Source organism: Staphylococcus lugdunensis (assembly GCF_002901705.1).
Classification (GTDB): Bacteria; Bacillota; Bacilli; order Staphylococcales; family Staphylococcaceae; genus Staphylococcus; species Staphylococcus lugdunensis.
The window spans coordinates 610,205-634,606 of the sequence record NZ_PPPV01000012.1 but is presented as its reverse complement, the minus strand read 5'-3'; the positions used below and the strand labels follow the sequence as shown (position 1 = coordinate 634,606).

At 33.7% G+C, this 24,402-nt stretch carries 20 protein-coding genes; 18 read left to right on the top strand and 2 right to left on the bottom strand.

Features of this window, described 5'->3' with window-relative positions:
- Positions 1–14 precede the first annotated feature (14 nt).
- From smc to rplS, 12 genes are all read left to right on the top strand, one after another.
- Positions 15–3,584: a chromosome segregation protein SMC gene (smc, locus tag CD041_RS03745; RefSeq protein ID WP_080606589.1), complete on the top strand. Its 3,570-nt coding sequence runs from the start codon at positions 15–17 to the stop codon at positions 3,582–3,584.
- Positions 3,581–4,804: a signal recognition particle-docking protein FtsY gene (gene ftsY, locus CD041_RS03740; RefSeq protein ID WP_002459314.1), complete on the top strand. Its 1,224-nt coding sequence runs from the start codon at positions 3,581–3,583 to the stop codon at positions 4,802–4,804. Before smc ends, ftsY begins: the two co-directional genes overlap by 4 nt.
- Positions 4,797–5,129: a putative DNA-binding protein gene (locus tag CD041_RS03735; protein WP_002459313.1), complete on the top strand. Its 333-nt coding sequence runs from the start codon at positions 4,797–4,799 to the stop codon at positions 5,127–5,129. Before ftsY ends, CD041_RS03735 begins: the two co-directional genes overlap by 8 nt.
- Positions 5,130–5,146: 17 nt before the next feature.
- The gene (ffh, locus tag CD041_RS03730; RefSeq protein WP_002459312.1) at positions 5,147–6,514 is read left to right on the top strand and encodes a signal recognition particle protein; all 1,368 of its coding nucleotides are present in this window, start codon (positions 5,147–5,149) and stop codon (positions 6,512–6,514) included.
- Between the two features lie 304 nt (positions 6,515–6,818).
- Positions 6,819–8,195, top strand: coding sequence for an AMP-binding protein (locus CD041_RS03725; RefSeq protein WP_070648635.1), 1,377 nt, complete (start codon positions 6,819–6,821; stop codon positions 8,193–8,195).
- Positions 8,192–9,337 (top strand): acetyl-CoA C-acyltransferase, encoded by a 1,146-nt coding sequence (locus tag CD041_RS03720; RefSeq protein WP_062077541.1) that lies wholly within the window; start codon positions 8,192–8,194, stop codon positions 9,335–9,337. Before CD041_RS03725 ends, CD041_RS03720 begins: the two co-directional genes overlap by 4 nt.
- Entirely contained in the window at positions 9,306–9,680 is a 375-nt protein-coding gene (locus CD041_RS03715; RefSeq protein ID WP_070648633.1) for a VraC family protein, read from the top strand. The genes CD041_RS03720 and CD041_RS03715 overlap by 32 nt, the downstream gene beginning before the upstream one ends.
- Complete coding sequence (locus CD041_RS03710) at positions 9,670–9,930, top strand: hypothetical protein (protein ID WP_002459308.1); 261 nt, start codon at positions 9,670–9,672, stop codon at positions 9,928–9,930. Before CD041_RS03715 ends, CD041_RS03710 begins: the two co-directional genes overlap by 11 nt.
- A 214-nt stretch (positions 9,931–10,144) precedes the next feature.
- A complete protein-coding gene (rpsP, locus tag CD041_RS03705) occupies positions 10,145–10,420 on the top strand; it encodes a 30S ribosomal protein S16 (protein WP_002459307.1) in 276 nt (91 codons plus the stop codon).
- A 129-nt stretch (positions 10,421–10,549) separates the two neighbouring features.
- Positions 10,550–11,050: a ribosome maturation factor RimM gene (gene rimM / locus CD041_RS03700; protein WP_070648632.1), complete on the top strand. Its 501-nt coding sequence runs from the start codon at positions 10,550–10,552 to the stop codon at positions 11,048–11,050.
- Positions 11,050–11,787: a tRNA (guanosine(37)-N1)-methyltransferase TrmD gene (gene trmD, locus CD041_RS03695; protein ID WP_002459305.1), complete on the top strand. Its 738-nt coding sequence runs from the start codon at positions 11,050–11,052 to the stop codon at positions 11,785–11,787. The genes rimM and trmD overlap by 1 nt, the downstream gene beginning before the upstream one ends.
- 105 nt (positions 11,788–11,892) lie before the next feature.
- The gene (gene rplS / locus CD041_RS03690; RefSeq protein WP_002459304.1) at positions 11,893–12,243 is read left to right on the top strand and encodes a 50S ribosomal protein L19; all 351 of its coding nucleotides are present in this window, start codon (positions 11,893–11,895) and stop codon (positions 12,241–12,243) included.
- Positions 12,244–12,444: 201 nt separating this feature from the next.
- Here rplS and CD041_RS03685 read toward each other — a convergent pair whose 3' ends face one another.
- Both CD041_RS03685 and CD041_RS03680 read right to left on the bottom strand, forming a co-directional pair.
- Positions 12,445–15,066 carry a YfhO family protein gene (locus tag CD041_RS03685; RefSeq protein WP_070648630.1) on the bottom strand — a complete coding sequence of 874 codons (2,622 nt, stop codon included), beginning with the start codon at positions 15,064–15,066 and terminating at the stop codon, positions 12,445–12,447.
- Positions 15,056–17,647, bottom strand: coding sequence for a YfhO family protein (locus tag CD041_RS03680; protein WP_080606588.1), 2,592 nt, complete (start codon positions 17,645–17,647; stop codon positions 15,056–15,058). Before CD041_RS03680 ends, CD041_RS03685 begins: the two co-directional genes overlap by 11 nt.
- A 256-nt stretch (positions 17,648–17,903) precedes the next feature.
- Here CD041_RS03680 and ylqF point away from each other — a divergent pair, with 256 nt between their 5' ends.
- From ylqF to CD041_RS03650, 6 genes are all read left to right on the top strand, one after another.
- Positions 17,904–18,788 (top strand): ribosome biogenesis GTPase YlqF, encoded by an 885-nt coding sequence (ylqF, locus tag CD041_RS03675; RefSeq protein ID WP_002493074.1) that lies wholly within the window; start codon positions 17,904–17,906, stop codon positions 18,786–18,788.
- Positions 18,772–19,539: a ribonuclease HII gene (gene rnhB / locus CD041_RS03670; RefSeq protein WP_002478291.1), complete on the top strand. Its 768-nt coding sequence runs from the start codon at positions 18,772–18,774 to the stop codon at positions 19,537–19,539. The genes ylqF and rnhB overlap by 17 nt, the downstream gene beginning before the upstream one ends.
- Positions 19,540–19,649: 110 nt before the next feature.
- Positions 19,650–20,816: an ADP-forming succinate--CoA ligase subunit beta gene (sucC, locus tag CD041_RS03665; RefSeq protein ID WP_070648626.1), complete on the top strand. Its 1,167-nt coding sequence runs from the start codon at positions 19,650–19,652 to the stop codon at positions 20,814–20,816.
- A gap of 21 nt (positions 20,817–20,837) precedes the next feature.
- Positions 20,838–21,746, top strand: a complete 909-nt coding sequence (gene sucD / locus CD041_RS03660) for a succinate--CoA ligase subunit alpha (protein WP_002478289.1) — start codon at positions 20,838–20,840, stop codon at positions 21,744–21,746.
- Between the two features lie 195 nt (positions 21,747–21,941).
- Complete coding sequence (locus CD041_RS03655; protein ID WP_070648624.1) at positions 21,942–23,090, top strand: CHAP and LysM peptidoglycan-binding domain-containing protein; 1,149 nt, start codon at positions 21,942–21,944, stop codon at positions 23,088–23,090.
- Positions 23,091–23,103: 13 nt separating this feature from the next.
- Positions 23,104–24,339, top strand: a complete 1,236-nt coding sequence (locus CD041_RS03650; RefSeq protein WP_037545870.1) for an aminoacyltransferase — start codon at positions 23,104–23,106, stop codon at positions 24,337–24,339.
- The last annotated feature ends 63 nt before the right edge of the window (positions 24,340–24,402 follow it).

Genomic DNA, 24,402 nt, shown 5'->3' with positions numbered 1-24,402 from the left:
TTGAGGAGATTAACATGGTTTATTTAAAATCAATAGATGCCATTGGCTTTAAATCATTTGCAGAACATACAAATGTACAGTTTGATAAAGGCGTCACTGCTATCGTAGGGCCAAATGGAAGCGGTAAGAGTAATATCACCGATGCGATTAAATGGGTGTTGGGTGAACAATCAGCCAAATCTTTACGTGGTTCTAAAATGGAAGATATTATTTTTTCTGGTGCAGAACATCGTAAGGCACAAAATTTTGCTGAAGTAAAACTACATTTGGATAATGCCAAAAAAGATTTGCAAATAGATGCAGATGAAGTCGTTGTCACTCGACGTTTATATCGCAGTGGTGAAAGTGAATATTTTTTAAATAATGAGCGTGCTAGATTAAAGGATATTGTAGATTTATTTTTAGATTCTGGGTTAGGTAAAGATGCTTTTAGCATTATTTCACAAGGTCGAGTTGATGAAATTTTAAACGCGAAACCAATAGATCGTCGTCAAATTCTTGAAGAATCTGCAGGTGTATTAAAGTATAAAAAGCGTAAGGCAGAGTCAGTTCAGAAACTTGATCAAACTGAAGATAACCTCACACGTGTGGAAGATATTCTATATGATTTAGAGGGACGCGTTGAGCCTTTAAAAGAAGAAGCTGCCATCGCAAAAGAATATTTGCAATTGATGAAAGAAATGAAAGAAAGCGATGTCATCGTTACTGTTTATGATATCGATACTTACACTGAAGACAATGAGCAGTTGGATGGACGCTTGAACGAGCTAAAAAGTCAACAAGCTCAAAAGGAAAGCAGTCAAGCACAAGTAAAACAACAATTACAAAAATATAAAGGTACTCGTCAACATATAGACAATCAACTGGAACAGTTAAATAAAGATTTAGTACAGACAACTGAAGATTATGAAAAATTTTCTGGTCAATTGAATGTACTTGAAGAGCGCAAAAAGAATCAGTCGGCTACCAATGCCCGTTATGAAGAAGAACAGGACAATTTGCAACAACAATTAGACAAGCTAAAGATAGAAGAACAGCTAGCAAAGGAACAACTTGAAACACTAAAAAAGAAACAAAAAGAGTTAAATTCAATAATTCAAACGTTAGAGAGTCAGTTATATTCTTCGGATGAACAACATGATGAAAAATTAGAGAACATCAAAAACGACTACTACGCTTTGATGTCTGAACAATCAGATGTCAACAATGATATTCGCTTTTTAGAACATACAATTAGTGAAAATGAAGCTAAAAAATCACGTCTTGATTCACGATTACTAGAAGCGTTTAACCAATTAAAAGAAATACAAAATGATGTGGCAGAAACTACAAAAGCATATAAGCAAGCTAAATCAAAGTTAACCCATGCTGAAAATGAAATTAAACGCCTTGAGCAACAAATGACCCAAGCTAAAAAACGTCAAACAGAACAAGAAAATCAATTATATCAAGCCTATCGTTATACAGATAAGTTAAAGTCAAGAATTGATAGTTTAGCTATTCAAGAAGAGGATTATACTTATTTCTTTAATGGGGTCAAACATGTGCTAAAAGCGAAAGATAAAGCATTAGATGGAATCCATGGTGCTGTAGCCGAAGTTATCCAAGTACCTTCGCAATTAACTCAAGCGATAGAAACGGCTCTAGGTGCTTCACTTCAACATATTATTGTGACATCTGAACAAGATGGGCGTCATGCAATTCAATATTTGAAGCAACGTAACTTAGGACGTGCAACGTTTTTACCGCTGAATGTGATACAACCTCGCCGAGTTGCGCAAGAAATTAAACAAACTGCACAACAAGCAAAAGGGTTTGTGAATATTGCTGCAGATGCGGTTAATGTTCATGCATCATATCGCAATATTGTTGAGAATTTATTAGGAAACACGATTATTATTGATAATTTAAAACACGCGAATGATTTGGCTCGTCAAATTCATTATCGGACGCGTATTGTGACGTTAGAGGGAGATATTGTTAACCCAGGCGGCTCTATGACTGGTGGAGGCGCTCGTAAAACGAAAAGCATATTGACCCAAAAAGATGAATTAAGTCAAATGCGTGCACAACTACAAGAATATGAAAGACAAACTCAACAATTTGAACAAGCGTTACAACAACAGAAATCGCAAACTGAACAGTTAGGTAATCAATATTTAGAAGTAAGTCAACAGTTTAATCAATTCAAAGCGCAAGTACACAATTACGAATTATCATTAGACCGCTTAACAACACAAGAACAACATTTAAAAGATGAACATGAAGAATTTGAGTTTGAGAAAAATGATGGCTACCGAAGTGAAAATAGTCGTCAAACCTTAGTAGAGAAACAACAGCGTTTACAGACAATACAAACAAAGTTAACTCAATTAGAAAATGACATTGAGCATTATACGCAATTAACAAAAGAAGATAAGGCATCAACGACTCAAACACAGCAAATATTGAACCAAAAACGTTCAGATCTTGCAGTTATCAAAGAGCGCATTCAAACGCAACGTGATGCTTTAGAACGTCTCACACAGCAACAAGCACAAACAACAAAAGAAATGACCAATGTTGCTGACAAAATTAATTTATTTAATTCAGATGAGATGATGGGGCAAGAAGTATTTGATAAATTACAAGCTCAAATCAATGATAAACAACAAGAAAGAACCATATTAAACGATAAATTAACGGAACTTAAAGAACAGCGACAATTATTAAATAATAATATTGAAGATAGCGAACAGCAATTACAAAGCTATCATCAAGATATTTTATCAATAGAGAGTTATTACCAAGATATTAAAGCAAAGCAATCTAAACTTGATGTGCTGATTAATCACGCAATTGAACACCTTAATGAACAGTATCAATTGACTGTTGAGCGTGCACGTGATTTATATAAAGCTGAAGAGCCGATTGAGTCATTGCGTAAAAAGGTTAAACTTACAAAAATGTCTATCGATGAACTAGGACATGTCAATATCAATGCAATTGAACAATTTGAGGAACTCAATGAACGCTATACCTTTTTAAATGAGCAGCGTACCGATTTAAGAGAAGCTAAAGAAACACTGGAACAAATTATTTCAGAAATGGACCAAGAGGTTGCAGGACGCTTTAAGGCAACATTCCATCAAGTGCAAACACATTTTACAAACGTCTTTAAATCGCTATTTGGTGGTGGGCATGCTAAGTTAGAATTGACCGAAGATGATTATTTAGCAGCAGGTGTAGATATTATTGTGCAACCGCCAGGTAAGAATTTACAACATCTATCTTTACTTAGTGGTGGTGAACGCGCATTAAGTGCGATTGCTTTACTCTTTGCAATATTGAAAGTTCGTTCTGCACCTTTTGTTATTTTAGATGAGGTTGAAGCAGCGCTTGATGAAGCTAATGTTATTCGCTATGCCCGGTATTTAAATGAATTATCTAATGAAACGCAGTTTATCGTTATTACACATCGTAAAGGTACGATGGAATATGCTGATAGACTATACGGTGTTACGATGCAAGAATCTGGGGTATCGAATTTAGTTAGCGTAAATTTAAACACTATAGATGAAGTAATGAAGGAGGAACTAGAATGAGTTTTTTTAAAAAATTAAAAGATAAGTTTTCTAGTAAGCCTAATGATGATAAAGAAAGAGATTTAACAGATATAAGTGATGAGGAACAACAACTCTCATCAGATACATCGGCCGATAGTCCAGCTGATTCAGAACCAGCTAAAAAGAAACCGAGAAAATTGAGCGAAGCTGATTTTGATGAAGATGGCTTAATATCAATTGAAGACTTTGAAGAAATTGAGGCACAAAAAATTGGTGCTAAATTTAAAGCTGGTCTTGAAAAGTCACGACAAAATTTCCAAGAACAATTAAATAATCTTATAGCACGCTATCGTAAAGTAGATGAAGATTTCTTTGAAGCTTTAGAAGAAATGCTAATCACTGCTGACGTTGGTTTCAATACGGTAATGCAGTTAACTGATGAATTGCGTACGGAAGCACAACGACGTAATATTCAAGACACAGCTGATTTAAGAGAAGTAATTGTTGAAAAAATTGTCGAAATTTATCATCAAGAGGATGACCAATCAGAAGTGATGAATCTCGAAGATGGTCGCTTGAATGTTATTTTAATGGTTGGTGTTAATGGTGTGGGTAAAACAACAACTATTGGTAAATTAGCATATCGTTATAAAATGGAAGGCAAAAAAGTAATGCTCGCTGCTGGAGATACATTTAGAGCCGGCGCTATTCAACAACTTAAAGTATGGGGAGAACGTGTTGGCGTTGATGTTGTAAGCCAAAGTGAAGGTTCAGACCCTGCAGCTGTCATGTATGATGCTATTAATGCAGCGAAAAATAAAGGTGTGGATATTTTAATTTGTGATACGGCTGGACGTTTACAAAACAAAGCGAACTTGATGCAAGAATTAGATAAAATGAAACGTGTTATTGGTAGAGCTGTGCCAGGTGCACCGCATGAAGCATTACTATGTCTGGATGCTACGACAGGACAAAATGCGTTATCACAAGCCCGTTCATTCAAAGAAGTTACAAATGTATCAGGTATTGTGCTTACGAAACTTGATGGTACTGCTAAAGGTGGTATCGTCTTAGCCATTAGAAATGAATTGCATATTCCAGTGAAATACGTGGGTCTAGGTGAACAACTTGACGATTTACAACCTTTCAATCCTGAAAGCTATGTATATGGTTTATTTGCCGATATGATTGAACAAAATGAAGAAATACCTGAGCAACAACAAGAAACAGCAGCTAATGAGGGAAATAACCATGAGTGATTATGATTTAGTCAAAACGTTACGCATGAATTATTTATTTGATTTCTATCAAGCATTATTAACCAAAAAACAACGCAATTACTTGGAACTCTTCTATTTACAAGATTTTTCATTAAGCGAAATTGCGGATACATTTGAAGTGAGCAGGCAAGCAGTTTATGATAATATAAGAAGAACTGGTGATCTAGTAGAAGATTATGAGCAGAAGCTTAAACTATATGAAAAATTTGAACAACGACGTCAACTATACTATCAAATGAAGCAAGTCATACATCAACCAGATAAAGTAAAAGACTATATTGAACAATTAGAAGAACTAGAATAAATAAGGAGGGCAATATCATGGCATTCGAAGGATTGTCCGAGCGATTGCAAGCCACGATGCAAAAAATGCGTGGTAAAGGAAAAGTAACAGAAGCTGATATTAAAACAATGATGCGTGAAGTACGACTCGCATTGTTAGAAGCAGATGTTAACTTTAAGGTTGTAAAACAATTTATTAATACTGTGTCAGAACGCGCATTAGGCTCAGATGTCATGCAGTCATTAACGCCTGGTCAACAGGTAATAAAAATAGTCCAAGATGAGTTAACACAGCTCATGGGTGGTGAAAATACGACGATTAAAATGGCAAACAAACCACCAACTGTAGTGATGATGGTAGGTTTACAAGGTGCAGGTAAAACAACTACTGCTGGTAAATTAGCCCTTTTAATGCGTAAAAAATACAATAAAAAGCCAATGCTTGTAGCAGGAGACATTTATCGTCCAGCTGCTATAGATCAGTTACAAACAGTGGGTAAACAACTAGATGTTCCAGTATACAGTGAAGGTGATCAAGTTAAGCCACAACAAATTGTTGAAAATGCTTTAAAACATGCCAAAGAGGAACATTTAGATTTTGTCATTATCGATACAGCTGGTCGTTTGCATATCGATGAAGCATTAATGAATGAATTACAAGAAGTTAAAGCGATTTCTAAACCAGATGAAGTCATGTTAGTTGTCGATGCAATGACAGGTCAAGATGCAGTTAATGTAGCACAATCATTTGATGAACAGCTAGATGTAACTGGTGTGACATTAACAAAGTTAGATGGGGACACACGCGGTGGTGCAGCGTTATCTATTCGTTCAGTGACACAAAAACCAATTAAATTTGTCGGTATGAGTGAAAAAATGGATGGACTAGAGCTGTTCCATCCTGAACGTATGGCTTCACGTATTTTAGGTATGGGTGATGTTCTAAGTTTAATAGAAAAAGCGCAGCAAGATGTTGATCAAGAAAAAGCGAAAGATTTAGAGAAAAAAATGCGTGATTCCTCATTTACGTTAGAGGATTTCTTAGACCAATTAGATCAGGTAAAAAACTTAGGACCGCTAGATGATATTATGAAAATGATTCCTGGTATGAACAAGATGAAAGGTATGAATAAGTTAAATATGGACGATAAGCAAATTGACCATATTAAAGCAATTATTCAATCCATGACGCCAATGGAAAGAGCAAATCCTGCAACGTTAAACGTATCACGTAAAAAGCGAATTGCTAAAGGTTCTGGACGTTCATTACAAGAGGTCAATCGTTTAATGAAACAATTTAATGATATGAAGAAAATGATGAAACAATTTACTGGTGGTGGCAAGGGTAAAAAGGGTAAACGTAGTCAAATGCAAAATATGCTAAAAGGTATGAATTTACCATTTTAAACCCATTAAAATCAGTCTGGAAATAAATAATTGTTAACAAGTTGAAGCAGGCAATTTCTATTAATTTTCAATAGAAATTGCCTGCTTCTTTTTTTATATTAACCGCTATTAAAACAATGTTCAGTGCTTTTAACTACTATCATAGGAGCATAAAGACGATTTTTAATTTCAAATCATTTTATGCGCTTATTTTGGAATTATGTCCCCATTTGTAATCTTAGTATGTTTTTTTAGCCAAAAAGTAATAGCATCATGTATAATTGTAAACACGAAATTATTTATAGTTAACAATATGGTGATGATAATGATTGAAACAATGACAAAAATAACGCAATATAGTAAAACACAACCTCATAATCGTGCATTAATCATAAATAATAATCATTTAACATATAAAGAACTTAATCATAAAATAATACAAGCATGTGGTGAGATGCCTTACTCGATACATAATAAAAGAGTAGGCTTAATGCACCCATCGTCAATGGTGAGAATAGTACATTATTTTATGGTGCATCAACTTGGAGGTATTCCAGTAATGATGAATTCGCAATGGCATCAGTCTATAGTTGCTGATGTAACAACTCAATGTCATATTCATATGATTATTGATGCTTCAGGCTATCATAAAACGGAATACTATGATGATGATACGTTAATACAACAGCCTAATCAGTTATTGCACATTGGTTTTACTTCAGGGACAACAGGGTTACCAAAAGCTTATTACAGAAATGAACCTTCTTGGATAGCGTCTTATAAAATGAACGAAACACTCATCAGTCAAAATCATGATGTTTTAGTGGCACCTGGGCCAATAGAGCACTCATTAACACTTTACACATGTATGTATGCACTTTATAGTGGGCGTACTTTTAGCGGGCAAGATGATTTTGATGCTAAGCAATTAATTCAATCACTTGAATCCACAAATCAGGCAACAATGGCCTTATTTGTTGTACCTACCATGTTGTCGACAATCCTTACTTATGACTTGTCGCATATTTCAATAGGCACGATATTGAGCAGTGGCGCAAAATTATCTACATCACTTTATCGTCGTATTCAAGATATAATGCCATCGGTTCATGTTGTAGAATTCTTTGGTACTTCTGAAGCAAGTTTTATCAGTTATAACTATAACCGTCATGCGCCATTAGATTCGGTTGGAAAGATATGTGAAAGTGTTGATATAAAGTTGACACACGTAGATAAACAAGGCATTGGTATGTTATCCATTAATAGTAAAATGGCTTTCAGTGGCTATATAGATCATACAAACTACAATCATATTGATTGGCTAGAGACGGGAGATTTTGCTTATGTGGATAAACAAGGCTTTCTCTATTTAATGAGTCGGCACAATGAACGTTTAATCATTGGTGGTAACAATATTTATCCGGCACGTATTGAACGGCTGTTACATAATCATCCGGATATAGATGAAGCAATCATCATTGGTAGACCGCATGCTAAATTTGGTGAAGTAGCAGTTTTGCTTTATACGGGAGAGGTTGCATTAACTTACCAAGATATTCGACAGTATTTAATTTCAAAAGTGACAAGATATGAAATACCTTCAATCGTACAACGTGTTAAAGAAATGACTTATACAGAAAGCGGTAAAATAGCACGGCATATGATGCAAGAAAAATACATAAAAGGGGAATTATCTACATGAGAGAAGCCGTTATTGTTGCAGCCAAACGCACAGCATTTGGTAAGTATGCGGGTCAACTTAAACATTTAGAACCAGAACAATTATTACTTCCACTATTTCAATTTTATCAGAATAAATATCCCAATATATGTGGTCATATTCAGGATGTTATCATTGGTAATACAGTAGGGAATGGAGGTAATGTGGCACGTAAATCATTGTTGACGGCAAATTTAGAATACGGCATACCTGGTTTAACATTGGATCGCCAATGTGGTTCGGGGTTGGAAAGTGTCATTTATGCATGTCGGATGATTCAATGTGGTGCAGGGTCAGTATATCTAGCTGGTGGCGTTGAAAGTACAAGTCGTGCGCCATGGAAAATTAAAAGACCTCAATCAGTTTATGATACTAACTTACCTCAATTTTATGAGCGTGCTTCTTTTGCACCTGATAATCAAGATGTTTCAATGATTCAAGCGGCTGAAAATGTAGCGCAACATTATCATATAAGCCGTGATGAACAAGATGAATTTGCTTTTCGCAGTCATCAGAAGACTGCATCCTTTTATCAAAACGGTAAAATTAAGAAAGAGATTGTTCCGATTCACTCAAAAGGACAAACTTTTGCGCAAGATGAAAGTTTAAAACCACGATTAACACCAGCTAAATTTAGTCGATTTAAGCCACTTTTGCCAGGAGGAACGGTAACTGTAGGAAATAGTTGTATGAAAAATGATGGTGCAGCTTTGATATTGGTCTTAGAGAAACAACTCGCAAAACGATTTGGATTTAGCGAAGGACTCGTCTTTAAGCAAGCTGTAACAAAAGGTGTTGATCCAACCATGCTAGGCATTGGTCCAGTTGCTGCTGTCCAACAATTATTAACACAAACGCCTTTTTCTATAAATGATATTGATACATTTGAAATTAATGAGGCATTTAGTTCACAGGTATTAGCTTGTCAGCAACAATTACATATACCTATAGATAAACTCAATATTTGGGGAGGTGCGATAGCGACTGGTCATCCATACGCAGCGAGTGGTGCAGCGCTAATAACACGCTTATTTAATATGGAAGATAAGATGACGAGCATTGCTACAATGGGCATTGGAGGAGGAATGGGTAATGCGGCCCTCTTACAACGAGAACACTTTTAAAACCATTCAATTTATTGAAGCGGATGTACGTGCATATTGCGCTTTATTCCAACAACAATATACCGGCAAAGTACCTGTATTGATGTGTGCACAACTATGGACTCATTTTGATTTATTTAGCCAGTTTCTTAACGATAAAATCATATTAACTGAAACTCGTGTGGCTAAAAATAAAGAGTTAATTGTCGATCAGTCATACCATGCACATTTAACGTGTATATCACAACGTCAAATCAAGAATATTACAAAATATCAGTTTTGTTTACAGCTTATTATACAAGAAGAGGTATGTGTTGAAATTGAGCAAACCTTTATTAAAGAAGGTGGTAGCGGTGCAGTTTGATTCAAAGATGGTACACACATATTTAAGGCTTGTTCATGATAAAAATCCATTACACTCACATATTGTGCCAGGACAACTTGTTTGTGAATATATTTTTCAAAATTATCAACTGACATGGTCTTCCTTCAAAGTAAAATATCAACGACCTATTCAGATTAATGAAAAATTATATATACAAAAAGAGCAGCAATCGGTAAAAGTATTCAATCAGCAACACGAACTAAAATTAATCATTTATAATAGACTTTAATAAGCGATGGCATTGAGATAATATTATCTTCAAATTTAACAGATGATTTAAGCTTTATGATAACAACACTTTTAATAGCACATTGGTCAAAAAAGTGAGATACATTTACAGAGTTAAAATTGGTAAAGAAAAAACTCTTTACAAAGTATAATAGACCTGTTAATATTTATTCTTGTAGAAAATAAATATTGAAATTTAAAGGAGCGTTTTATCAATGGCAGTTAAAATTCGTTTAACACGTTTAGGTTCTAAAAGAAATCCATTTTATCGTATCGTAGTAGCAGATGCACGTGCACCACGTGATGGACGTATTATCGAACAAATCGGTACTTACAATCCAGCACATGTTAATGCACCAGAAGTTAAAATCGATGAAGAATTAGCATTAAAATGGTTAAAAGATGGTGCAAAACCAACAGATACAGTTCATAATATTTTATCAAAAGAAGGTATTATGAAAAAATTTGACGAACAAAAACACGCTAAATAATTAGCTTGTACTATAATTGCTGAATTTTATAAAGGCCGGGACAAACATAACTGTCTCGGCCTATTTTAAAAAGGTAAAAGTATATAGTTAGCGGCGTTCATAACTTTAATGACCGAGGGAGCGAAGATAATGCAAGTTGAAGTTGGACAGATTGTAAATACGCATGGTATTAAGGGCGAAGTAAAAGTAAAATCTCATTCTGATTTTACAGATACGCGTTTTCAACCAGGAGAAGTATTAACCTTAAAGCACAATAACGACAATGTTGAGTTAACAGTGACATCATATCGTATTCATAAAGGCTTCCACATGCTAAAGTTTGAAGGATTTGATAATATCAATGATGTTGAATTATATAAAGGGGACTATTTGTATCAAGAGCGAGACCATGAAGGCATTGAATTAGCAGAGCATGAATTTTATTATTCTGACATCATAGGATGTACGGTTTTTAATGGAGAAATACCTATTGGGCGTGTCACAAATATTATTGAAACCGGTGCGAATGATGTCTGGGTAGTAAAAGGCGATAAGGAATATATGATTCCTTATATTGCTGATGTAGTTAAAGATGTTGATATTGAAAATAAAACGATTATGATCACACCGTTAGAAGGGTTGTTAGATTAATGAAAATTGATTATTTAACGTTATTCCCCGAAATGTTTGAAGGCGTGCTTAACCATTCGATTTTAAAACGTGCACAGGATAAAGGAATCATCAATGTGAATACAATTAATTTTAGAGATTATGCAGTCAATAAACATAATCAAGTTGATGACTACCCTTTTGGTGGTGGGCAAGGTATGGTGCTGAAGCCAGAACCTGTGTTCAATGCAATGAAAGATATTCAGCATAATGATGAGACACGTGTTATCCTGATGTGTCCTCAAGGGCGTCCATTTACACAAAAGATTGCGCAAGAACTAAGCTCGACTGAGCATATTGTCTTTATTTGTGGTCATTACGAAGGATATGATGAACGTATTCGAGAACATCTTGTTACAGATGAAATTTCTATGGGTGATTATGTCTTAACAGGTGGTGAGCTACCAGCTATGACTATGACGGACGCTATTGTGCGCTTAATTCCTGGTGTCCTTGGTAACCAACAATCTCATCAAGACGACTCGTTTTCAGATGGCTTACTAGAATTCCCACAATACACGCGTCCAAGAGAATTTCAAGGTATGACTGTACCCGACGTATTATTATCAGGAAATCATGCACACATTGAAAAATGGAGACACAAACAAAAACTTATACGCACATATCTTAAGCGTCCGGATTTATTAATGGCTTATCCTCTAAGTGAACAAGATAAAGAAATAATAGAAAGCTTTAAAAAGCAATTGAAAAAAGGCTGACCATGTGCTAACATAGTTTAAGTGTGAAAAGACACTAAAAATCACTATGATCCGCTGCTATACTTTTGTCTAGGCAAGAACATAGGTTGAAGGAGAGAAATTATAATGAGTAATCATAAGTTAATTGAAGCAGTAACAAAATCACAATTACGTACAGATTTACCTTCATTCCGTACAGGTGACACTTTACGTGTACACGTACGTATTATTGAAGGTTCACGTGAACGTATCCAAGTTTTCGAAGGTGTTGTAATTAAACGCCGTGGTGGAGGAATTTCTGAAACATTTACAGTTCGTAAAATTTCTTCAGGTGTTGGTGTGGAACGTACTTTCCCATTACACACGCCAAAAATCGAAAAAATCGAAGTTAAACGTCGTGGTAAAGTTCGTCGTGCTAAATTATACTACTTACGTAATTTACGTGGTAAAGCTGCTAGAATCCAAGAAATTCGTTAATCAGCATATCGAAAGTAATGATAAGACAAGGGTTAGTGTAATGCTTGTCATATACAAGAACTTCCAACCTCATGTATGGTTTGCAGAGGCTGGAAGTTTTTCAATTTGAAATAGGCTATAAAAGTGCTCATAGAATAAAAAAGTCACAGATACATGTTAATATTTAGTCCTTATAAATTTTAGGTTTTCTGTCCCGGTTTGTTATACTTTTCTTTTAACCCAAAAACGAAATGCAATACTTAAAAATATTCCAAGTATACTCATGATGAAAAGTAAATGCCAGTGTGGAGGTGTATAGGTTAATCTGATATTTGTGTCTCCTTTGTTAACTGGAATTGCTGTCATAATACCATTTACTTTCTTAACATCTTCGTTGCGACCATTCACAGTAGCCTTCATGCCATCTGCATAAACCATAGGGAGAACGACATAGCCAGATGTTGATTTTGATTTCGAAATCGTATAACCGTTTTTATTTTCTTTTACACTAACAGCTTTTAAGTCTTTTGCTGATTGTTGCAAGGACGAATAATCTTCGCCATATATTCCTTTAACTGATAAGCGATAAGTTCCTTGAGATAGATGTATATTTAGCTTATCAGCCGCTTTTATACGCATCGTGACCGGTGTAACAAAGCGACGATATTTGTAAGTTAATTCATTACGATCTTGGACATATTCATTTACACCAACTTCATGATTTTTATCAGGTGTGAGCAACTCAACATCCATTTCAACATATAAATCTTTATATTTTTTAGCTACGTTTTTAGGTAAAGTATACGTAACGCCACCGTTATTTTTATCTACTTTTAAACGAGAATGATTTAGCCAAGTTGCATTATGAGTAGACCGCTTTGCTTCATCTATTAAATTTTGATTAGCTTTAAACGCTGTGTTTGCTTTAATTGAACCATCACTAGGGACGATGCCTTGTAACATGGCTTGCTCTCTATCTAACGGTGATTTTAAATCTGACGCATTAAATACTTTATTTGTTACATGAGTTGCAGGATAATTTATTGTGTTTTTAGAATGGATTAATGTATCATTACCGTTTTTAATAGTGTCTATCTTTTTAAATCCATAGGGTATATTGAGATCATTTGGATGTCTAAAACGATCTTGAACATTCCAGAGTGCTTCTAAATTCGCACGATTACTCAAATAACGATATGTACTATTTTTATCAACCGGCATATTGATTTGCATAAGATGATCATAGTAGTTTAAGATACTTCCATCAAAAATACTTGAATATAAGGATATGCCGTTATAATGATAAATAAATGGTGAGTTTAAAGCATAGAATGACATATAATCAATACGATGTAGTGGATTGTTATTTTTGTGATTAATCTGCTGAATTACTTTTGCAAGCTTCGTATTATAATAACTTGGATCTGTGATTGTTGACATCGTCGTTGAGTATGGACCTATCGTACGTTTACTTGATTCAATTGTCATCACGACTTGTTGAACAAAGAAGATGACAACGATACCAAGTAAAACCAATGGATGATAAAGCCATTTTTTTCTCCAAACTAACAAGGCTAAGATAATAATAAGTATGAGTGAGATTAGCATCCAATTGACAAAATGTTCCGCAAATAGATATCGACATAAGCCAAAGATAAATACAGGAATAGCAGCAAAGCAATACTGTTTTATCGATAATTCTGATATATGTTGGATATGTAAAGCCATTAAAGCACTTGTTGAAAGCACTAAGAAGTATACCCAACGCCTTTGAGGCAATGAAAAGCCATTAAATGCGCTATCAAAATATTGTGTTAATGATCCGATTAATAAAAACCAAGTGATGATTGCGAATAATTTATAATAATAATGCTTATACAACTTGAAGCTCAACAAAGCGACAAGTGCAATAATCGAAATTGTGATGTAAAAGCCATTAGAAAAAATATAATAATTATCCTGTGTTAAATCAGTAAACAGACTGATTTTAAAATCAGAGTTTTGTTGTCTGTCATTATTTAAAAAGGATGATACTCCCGTATAAAAGCCAATGATACTTGAAAATAGTGCTAGTATCGTACCAAACATAAGTAGATAAAACTTTTGCCAACGTGTAACGATATCATAGCGATATTCAAAAATAATACGTAATAAGAAATATATTCCTAAAACAATCGCTTGATAATAACTAAAATAGAAATTAGAAAATAATGTTATAGCTATTGCGACGATAAAAACGCCTATCTTACCACGTTGAAAAAATCTTTCCATCCCCCACAATGAGAGTGGTAAAAAAATTAATAAATCTCCATAAAATGACCACGTGAAATTATAATAAAGACCAACAGTTGATGCGCCATATAAAATCGTGGCTATCATCAAGGGTGCTTGTTTTAATTTTAAATATCTAAAATAATAAAATGCACAAATAAATGTCAATAGTGAACGACCTAAAGCAACAATAAGTTGATTGAATGGCCAAAATCCAATGACATGAGGATTCCAATGTAATAAGCGTTCGCCCAACCATATCATGATAAAGTTACACCACATTGTTGGCGATAGCGAATAATAATAGGCAAGACTTTTAACATAATCGCCACCCAAACCAAATGAGTGATCATAAAATCCTTTTAATTGTGTGTAATGTTCATATAAATACATTTGAAAAGGCATCATTTGTCTAAAACCATCACCAACACCACTAAATACATATCCCTTACTTATCCAATCTTTAATAAAAGGAAAATAAATGATTAGTGTTGCTATAAATGAGATTAAAGTGATCATTACAAATGTCTTCATCGCTTGAACAGTTCTTTTTTGCATCACGTTATTCCTCATCTTTCCTTTTTTTAGTGAAAATACGTGTGATCATTATGCTACAAAGGATACTTATTGATGATAACAGCAGCATGACTATCCAATGTGGTGGTAAATATTTAATGATAATTGAAGTTGTACTTTTCTTAACAGGAATACCTGTCATCATGGTGTTTACTCTGATTGGATTGATACGTTTACCATCTACATACGCCATCATACCTTTACGATAAGGTATATTAACAACCGCCATTCCTTGTGAATGTGGAGCTAAAGTAATACGAACGCCATCGTGAATATCTTGATAACGATGGTCAAAATTAGCTTGACGATGCGTCTGAACTAACTTATGATAATTTTCACCATGTAACGAAATTAACTTCATATCAAATGTACCAGAAGGTGTGAGCTGAATGCTAATATTACCATTCTCATCAGGTTGCGTGCGATACAATTGTGTGTTGACGCCTGTGCGATACGTAGATTGATTATACAACCTGTGATTAACATAACCATTGATAGCTACACTATAATTACTATCGGGTTGACCACGTTTAATATACATAGTGAGATAAAAATCAGTGTAGTGTTGACGTATTGATTTGGGTAAATGTAATTTAATCGTGCCACCTTGTTGGCTGTTTACTTTTATATGTTTATTAGATAAGCATTGAATATGTTGGGATGATTGTGAAACTTTATTTAATAAATTTTTACTGTGCTTATGATAATTGTTTCCACCATTATGTACAATGACACCATCTAACATGGCATGTTCTCTATCAATCGAAGTTTTTATTGACTGGTCATTATAAAGATGGTTGGTCACTTTCACTGCAGGTAAATTCAATTTATTTTCATATATGGCATATTGTCCACTTGATTTTATCTTTTGAAAATAGGCAGGTAAATTATTTTGATAGTCTTTTAACATCATATAACGAACAGAGAATAAACTTGCAATATTTTGACGTCCATTAGTAGATTGATAACGACTTAATGATTCTTCAGCTAAATTAATTTTCAAGTTATCATAATATAAATCTAAAATATTATGATGAAAAATACTTGAATACAGACTTAAGCCTCTAAACTTCTGATACATAGGTGTATTATCTTGCTCATTGACACGCCAATCAATGCGCTCCCATGGCTCTTTTGTATGTGTCATATATGATAAAAGCTGTCGTTGTAACTCAGAATTGTATAGGCTAGAATGGATATACATATTATTCGCACGCTGTTCGTGATCTTTAAAATAAATTTGATTTTTAATAAAAACAGCAGAAACAAGAATGCTTAATGAAATAATGGAAAATACATAAATCTGCTTTATTATTAAACGTGATGTAGCATCTTTTATGATTAGAGTGAATAATCCAATCAAAGAAACTATGGGCACTAAAACTAACCAAGGGACATATTGATGATAAACAATGACGCTAATAAAAACAGCTAATTGTGCTACAATATTTGTCCATATATACGTTTTTATACGAATTGTACTAAAATATTTTATAAACAGCCCGATAACCATTGCAGAATTAAACGCTAGTAAAAAATGCCAACGTTTTTGCGGTGCCGAAAAACCATTAAATATTTGATCTACGATAGGCATAAAATTAAAAAGGATAGTAATACACGTTAAAAATGCAAAAAGTCTAAAATAATAGTGCTTATATAGCTTAAATGTTAGCAATGCTTGTATCGTGATAAATAACAAGATGATTAAGTAATTGTCAATAAAGATATTATTATTAATATTTAAAGATTCGAATACAGGAACATGATCTTTATACGGAATACGGCGATTGTTAATATAACTTTGAGCACTATAATAAAACATAAATAAGGCATTAGCTAAACCTAGAAACGCGCACAATACAGATAACCATAAAGCTGTTATGCGTTTCATCCTATCATCTTTATGTGCAAAGGTGATGCGAATAAGCAAATAACCTGCACCAATGAGTAAAAAGTAATAGGCGAAATAAAAGTTATTTATCATGATGATGGTAATGGCTAAAATTAACAGACCTATCTTTTTTTGTTGTAGCATGTGTTCGATTGCATAAAGTAATAAAGGTAATCCGATAAATACATCACTAAAGAATGGCCAATAGACAGTAAAACGATAATACAATGGTGACATAACAAAGAGAAAAGCAATTAAACTACTGTTCACTCGATGTTTAACAATTCGCATACTAAATAAATATGTAACAAGCATCGCAATTGTAGCTTTGACAATTGATATAACAATTGCATTTATGGTCCAAAAAGTAACATTTCCGGTAGGTAACGATACTATTAAGTTAGTAATATATATTATGATGGCATTTATAATGAACAATAAATTAGTTGAAAAATAGTAACTTAAATCGCTAAAAAAGTCTCCTCCTAGACCAAAGTCAGTAGCATAGAAAAATTGACCTTGACTCCATTTGTCATATAGATACATTTGCATTGGAATCATTTGTTCTATGCCATCATTTGGACCAGTAAACAAAATACCATCGTGAATGAAGCGGTAAAGAATATATGTATGTCCAATAATAGCAAGTGTTAAAAATAGCATAATCATGAGTAACTTTTTTGTCATAACTTAGCCTCGATTAAGTCAATTTGTTATTGTGATTTTGTGACTCTGTTTAAATTGTAGGGGATGCTGGTTACGATGAAAAGTATTTGTACTTAGGAATATGCATTTAAACATAACATTAAATTTTTACTATTACAGTTAAATTCTATAAAATAAAAGTGATAGTTGACATAAATTCTTTCTCAATGTTGGGAAGCACTGTGAATATACAGTTTAATCAAGCAGTTAACAATACATAGGAAGTAAGGTGACAATGATGGCAATACAATGGTATCCAGGACACATGGCAAAAGCAAAAAGGGAAGTGACGGAACAACTAAAAAAAGTAGACGTGGTGTTTGAATTAGTAGATGCAAGAATACCATATAGCTCAAGAAATCCAATGATAGATGATGTCATCAAACAAAAGCCACGTGTGGTTATTTTAAACAAAAAAGATATGACTAACTTAAAAGAAATGTCAAAGTGGGAACACTATTTTGTTGAACAAGGATTCTATCCAGTTGCTGTAGATGCAAAACATGGTAAAAATTTAAAAGGTGTTGAAGCAGCAGCGATCGAAGCAACCAAAGATAAATTTGCGAAAGAACAAGCTAAAGGTCTTAAACCAAGAGCAATAAGGGCAATGATTGTAGGCATACCCAATGTAGGGAAATCGACATTAATTAATAAACTCGCGCGCAAAAATATTGCGCAAACAGGTAATAAACCAGGTGTTACAAAGCAACAACAATGGATTAAAGTTGGAAAAGTATTGCAATTACTTGATACACCAGGTATTTTATGGCCAAAATTTGAAGATGAACTTGTAGGTAAAAAGCTCAGCTTAACAGGTGCAATCAAAGATAGTATTGTACATTTAGATGATGTAGCTATCTTCGGACTTAATTTTCTTATCCAACATGATATCGAAACACTGCGCCAACATTATCATATTTCTGTAGAAGAAGACGCAGCAATTTTGGAATGGTTTGATGCAATTGGACGGCGTCGAGGATTATTACAAAAAGGGAACGAGGTCGATTATGAAGCGGTAATTGAATTGCTCATTAATGATTTACGTAATGCCAAAATGGGTACCTACTGTTTTGATTTATATTCAGAAATGAAAAGGGATATTGCACATGAAAATAACGATTAAAGAAGCTAAAGCTCAGTTAAATAAGGTAACAACATTAGAAGCACTTTCAAATCATGCTTTACACCTTGATGAACGTAAAGGTGTAAAGCAAGCAATTCGTGTTAGACAGCGCCAACTTGAAAAAGAGTTAAAGTTAGAGCAGGATTATCAAAGAATGATGAAGTATGAACAAGAAATATTGCAGCAACAACCAGACGCTATAATATGTGGTATCGATGAAGTAGGTCGAGGTCCATTAGCTGGGCCAGTAGTTGCATGTGCGGTTATTTTAAATGCAAATCATCATTATTTAGGATTAAATGATTCAAAGAAAGTTTCGGCGGTCAATAGAGCACAGCTGAATCAAGATTTAATGGCTAATGTTAGGGGTTATGCCTATGGAATTGCTTCAGCAGCTGAAATTGATCAATTAAACATCTATAGAGCAACGCAAGTAGCGATGCAACGTGCTATTAATCAACTACAAGTTCGTCCAACACATTTATTAATTGATGCAATGTCAATAGATAGTACGATTTCACAAACAGCTATCATCAAAGGAGATGCCAAAAGTGTATCCATTGCTGCAGCGAGTATTATGGCAAAAGAATATCGTGATCATTTAATGCGTGACTACGCACAAGTATATCCATATTATGGATTTGATAAAAATGTAGGATATGGTACAAAAGCACATTTAGCAGGTTTAAAACAATATGGTGTCACACCTATACACCGAAGAACCTTTGAACCAGTTAAATCTATGTTATAATTATTAGAATTTTAAATAAATTGCAAAAAGTAAATGACTTACAGTTTACAATAGCGCTTTCATTTTTTATAATTGAGTAGAACTTAACCTAAGAAACAGGAGGATGGAAGATGAATATCCACGAGTATCAAGGTAAAGAAATATTTCGTTCTATGGGCGTAGCTGTTCCAGAAGGACGTGTCGCATTTACTGCTAAAGAAGCGGTGGAAAAAGCGAAAGAATTAAATTCAGATGTATATGTGGTTAAAGCACAGATCCACGCTGGGGGTAGAGGTAAAGCAGGTGGTGTTAAAATTGCTAAATCACTTTCTGAAGTTGAAACATACGCAAATGAATTATTAGGTAAACAATTGGTAACGCATCAAACTGGTCCAGAAGGTAAAGAAGTGAAACGCTTATATATAGAACAAGGTTGCGATATTCAAAAAGAGTATTATGTCGGTTTTGTTATTGACCGTGCAACCGATCGTATCACTTTAATGGCTTCTGAAGAGGGCGGTACTGAAATTGAAGAAGTAGCTGCAACAACACCAGAAAAAATCTTTAAAGAAACGATTGACCCAGTGGTAGGTTTATCGCCTTACCAAGCGCGTCGAATTGCATTTAATATTAATATTCCTAAAGAATCTATCAACAAAGCTGCAAAATTTTTAATTTCTTTATATAACGTATTTGTAGAAAAAGATTGTTCTATTGTGGAAATTAACCCGTTGGTAACAACTGGAGACGGTGAAGTATTAGCTTTAGATGCTAAAATTAACTTTGATGATAATGCATTATTCAGACATAAAGATATTCAAGAATTGCGTGATTTAGAAGAAGAAAATCCAAAAGAAATCGAAGCATCTAAATATGACTTATCATACATCGCATTAGATGGAGATATCGGTTGTATGGTTAACGGTGCTGGTTTAGCAATGGCAACAATGGATACAATTAATCATTTTGGTGGAAATCCAGCTAACTTCCTAGACGTAGGTGGCGGTGCTACGAAAGAAAAAGTTACTGAAGCTTTTAAAATTATCTTAGGTGATGACAATGTTAAAGGTATCTTTGTAAACATTTTCGGAGGAATTATGAAATGTGACGTTATTGCAGAAGGTATTGTAGCAGCAGTGAAAGAAGTAGAATTAACTTTACCATTAGTTGTGCGCTTAGAAGGTACGAATGTTGAACGCGGTAAAGAGATTTTAAATGATTCAGGTTTAGCAATCGAGCCAGCAGCTACTATGGCTGAAGGTGCTCAAAAAATTGTTAAGCTTGTTAAAGAAGCGTAAGGAAAGGATGGGAACACTAAGATGAGTGTATTTATAGATAAGAATACTAAAGTAATGGTGCAAGGTATTACAGGGTCTACTGCCCTTTTCCATACAAAACAAATGCTTGATTATGGTACACAAATTGTCGCAGGGGTAACACCAGGTAAAGGTGGACAAGTTGTTGAAGGCGTACCAGTATATAACACTGTAGCTGAAGCTAAACAAGAGACAGGTGCTAACGTATCTGTAGTATACGTACCAGCTCCATTTGCAGCAGACTCTATTTTAGAAGCAGCAGATGCCGATTTAGATATGGTAATCTGTATCACGGAACATATTCCTGTAGTGGATATGGTCAAAGTGAAACGATATTTAGAAGGCAGAAAAACGCGTCTAGTTGGACCAAACTGTCCAGGCGTTATTACTGCTGATGAATGTAAAATTGGTATTATGCCAGGCTATATTCATAAAAAAGGTCATGTTGGTGTCGTATCACGGTCTGGGACATTAACTTACGAAGCAGTTCATCAATTAACTGAAGAAGGTATTGGTCAAACAACTGCTGTAGGCATTGGTGGTGACCCAGTTAATGGAACAAACTTTATCGATGTACTTAAGGCATTTAATGATGATGAAGAAACTAAAGCGGTTGTTATGATTGGTGAAATCGGTGGTACTGCGGAAGAAGAAGCAGCAGAATGGATTAAAGCAAATATGACTAAACCAGTTGTTGGTTTTGTTGGTGGTCAAACGGCCCCTCCAGGAAAACGTATGGGACATGCTGGTGCAATTATTTCAGGAGGAAAAGGAACTGCAGCTGAAAAAATTAAAACATTAAATAGCTGTGGCGTGAAAACAGCTGATACACCATCTGAAATTGGTACAACATTAATTGCAGCTGCTAAAGAAGCAGGCATTTATGAACAATTATTAACAATAGATAAATAACTGTCTAATAAAGATAATATTTGATTAGCAGATAGATGACTAATAAGCCATCTATCTGTTTTTTGTTGGGCATTTAATCTTAAAGAGTAATACTTAGATTTTATTTTTGTCACATATACAAACTACAAAGTTGATTATATATCTTAAAGTGATATTATAATATTGTAGACAATATTGACAAGAAGGTAGATCATCATGGAAAGACAACAACTATATTGTAAAAAAGTTATCAATCCCAAAGTATTGATAACTAGCTTAATTTTTTTTGCTAGTTTTCTAATGATAGGAGAATTAAATCATGCATGGGCAGCAGAAGAAACTGTAAATAGTCAAAAGAATATTAATGTAAATAATACAATTAATTTAGTTGAAAAAAATTCACTAAAATCTGTAGACGATAAAGCAAGCTATAAAGAAACTATTAACAATAAAATTTCTGTTTTTAATAATGAAAATAAAAAAGGAAATTTAATAGGTAATAAAACTAAAAAAAGAAATATTATAGTGAATTATAGCGACTCGAAACATAATCAAAAGACGACAAAGAATAATAAATTTAAATTATCCAATGATTATTTAAATAGAAAAGATAGAAATAATACTAATATCAAAATAACTAAATCTAAAGATTCAAAAGAAAAACCGCAAAAACAATTGTTGAATAAAACATTTAGTAATAGTGGCTTAGTCGGTTTTAGATCTGCTGAAAACTATAATGAAAGAACTCAAAATTATGTTGTGAAAAAAGGAGATTATTTAGGAGCTATCGCAAAAAAATTTAATACAACTGTTTCCAAAATACAAAAATTAAATAATATTAAAAATCCTAATTTTATATTAATAGGGCAAGTTTTGAAAGTTCCTTTCATTTCAAGCAATAATTCTAGTACTAATACCAATAGAAGAAATAATAGCTCTAGTACACTTAATTATTTGAATAGTTTAGCTTATAAAGGCTGGGACTTTGATGGTGCATATGGTAACCAATGTTTTGATTTAGTTAATGTTTATTGGAATCACTTATATGGTCATGGCTTACGTGGATATGGAGCAAAAGATATACCTTTTGCAAATAACTTTAGAGGAGAAGCTACGGTATATAGAAATACACCTACTTTTAAAGCAGAACTAGGAGATGTTGCTGTTTTTAGTGGTCGATATGGTGGAGGCTTTGGTCATACTGCGATAGTTTTAAATGGCAATTATGATGGAAAACTAATGAAATTTCAAAGTTTAGATCAAAACTGGTATGGTGGTGATTCTAGAAGAGCTGATATCGCACATAAGGTAGTTCATAACTATGATTATGATATGTATTTCATCAGACCATACAAAAAAGCATAAAAGGTAGGGAACAATGAATTTTACAACTTTGACTTGTGAGGAGTTTAATACCTATGTATCAAAACACTTCTCACATTATACTCAATCAATACAACTATATGAATATCGTAAGCAGCAGCATAAAGGGGTTCATCTCGTTGGTGTGAAAAATATTTATGGGGAAGTTATAGCAGCATGTCTATTAACAGAAGCACGGGTACTCAAAATATTTAAATATTTTTATAGTCATCGTGGACCTGTGATGGATTATAATGACTTATCGCTTGTTAAATTTTTCTTTAAGCATCTTACGCGCTACCTAAAGAAACAGCGTGGTTTATTTGTTCTTATTGACCCTTATATTTTAGAAAATATTCGTAATGCAGAGGGGGAAATTATTCATACGTATAACAATGAAAAGTTGATTGATACGATGCATCGTTTAGGATATGAACATCAAGGTTTTAGCGTTGGATACTCTGATATGAGCCAAATTAGATGGCATTCAGTACTTAATTTACAACAAAAATCTGAAGATCAATTGTTAAAAGAAATGTCGTATCAAACAAGACGTAATATTAACAAAACCTTTGAAATGGGTGTTGAAGTCATTACCTTACCTATAGAAGAGACGGATAGATTTTATCGATTGTTTAAAATGGCTGAAGAAAAACATGGCTTCAATTTCAGAGAAGAGTCATACTTTGAAGAAATGCAAAAGATTTATCATGACAATGGATGCATTAAATTAGCGTATATCAATTTAACTGATTATTTGACGCGGCTTGAAAAACAACGACAAAAATTAATAGTATTATTAAACGATGTAAAAGAAACTTTAGAAATTAATCCAAATTCTAAGAAAAGTAAAACAAAATATCAACAGTTAACACAACAATTAGCGAGTATCGATAAAAATATTGCTAAAACTCAAGATTTACAACAGGAAGATGGTAATATTCTTGATTTAGCAGCTGCATTATATGTCTATAACAATCATGAGATGTATTATTTATCAAGTGGTTCAAATCCTAAATATAACCAATATATGGGGGCATATCGTTTACAATGGGATATGATTTGTTTTGCCAAGTCTCATCATATTCATCGTTATAATTTTTATGGTATAACAGGTGATTTTAGTTCACAGGCAGAGGATTATGGTGTGCAACAATTTAAAAAAGGCTTTAATGCGTTTGTAGAGGAATATATTGGCGATTTCATTAAGCCTTTGCGACCATGGTTATATAAATTCTATTCAAGAAAATAGGACAATTTATGAAATGGACTAGAATTAAAATAAGCTTATTATAAGCGCATTTTCAATCCGGTC